The organism is Vibrio sp. Vb1554 (assembly GCF_033344235.1).
The window spans coordinates 1-1117 of the sequence record NZ_JAWPOJ010000375.1 but is presented as its reverse complement, the minus strand read 5'-3'; the positions used below and the strand labels follow the sequence as shown (position 1 = coordinate 1117).

Below are 1117 nucleotides of genomic sequence, written 5' to 3'. Positions count from 1 at the left end.
TGAGCCATATAATGAACCTGGAGTCAAGTTACCCAGCGTGCCAGAACCCGGAACGCCCATGATCGGCGCACCAGAGCTAAAGCTTTGTGTCCAAGCAGTGCCGCTCACTTTTGCTAGACCTTGCGTATTAGCAAAATCAGCCAGAACCACTTGGCCTTGAAGCTGTGATTGACCGTTAGTGTAAGTTGCGTAAACCATGCCGTTGTCTTCTACGCGTACGCCTGCAAGCTCACCAGATGTGTAACCGTTCGGACTGTTTGTGCTCACGCCAAACGCAGCACCAAATTGCGTGCTGCCTTTTAGGTTGATATCAACGCTCATTGCGTTTGCGCCCGCAGCTGGGAATGCCACATTGAAAGAGCCTGTTGGCGCCGCTAACGTACCGTCTTTATTAAACGTCACAGGAATGGTTGAAACAGGAGTTTTACCACCGTCGACTTGCACGTTCACTTCCCATGCGTTGTCTGCCGTTTTAGTGAAGTACTGCGTCACGGTGTGAGAGTTGCCAAGTGAATCGTACACCTGTGTCGTGTAAGAAGAGTTGAACGAGGTTGGATCCGCTGGATCGAACGGCGTTACCGCTTTATCAATCGCTTTTGCACTTGCGTCGAAGTTCGCAACAAAATCAAGCTTATCTGTCGCTTTCGCGTTGAGTGACGATGTTGATACTTGGATGTTACCTACAGAACCCGTCATCAAGTTGTTGTTGCTATCTACGCTGTAACCTTGCAACTTCGCGCCATTGTTCGCTGTTACAAAGTTGCTCTTATCCGTACCAAATACGCCAGAACGAGTGTAAAGCGTTTGACCCATGTGATCTTTTGTCACAAAGAAGCCGCTGCCGTTGATCGCCAAGTCCATTGAACGACCAGTACCCGTGATTGAACCATTTTTATCGAAGTTTTGTGAAATAGACGCAACTTCTACGCCGCCAGGTTGCATGCCGTTGTATACCGCTGCGAACTCTGTGCGCGCACCTTTAAAACCATACGTTGATGCGTTGGCAATGTTGTGGCTGATCGTGTTTAGCTCTGTGTTGGTCGCGTCCAGACCACTTAGTGCGATGTTAAAACTCATAAAAGACCTCTGATTTGCTTATTTGGTTAAGCACCAAACT

1 protein-coding gene is annotated in these 1117 nt (G+C 48.5%); it reads right to left on the bottom strand.

Annotated elements, in window-relative coordinates:
* Nucleotides 1-1077, bottom strand: a 1077-nt coding sequence (gene flgE, locus R8N28_RS26400; RefSeq protein WP_318183808.1) for a flagellar hook protein FlgE, incomplete at its 3' end; no start/stop codon positions are given.
* Nucleotides 1078-1117 lie beyond the last annotated feature (40 nt).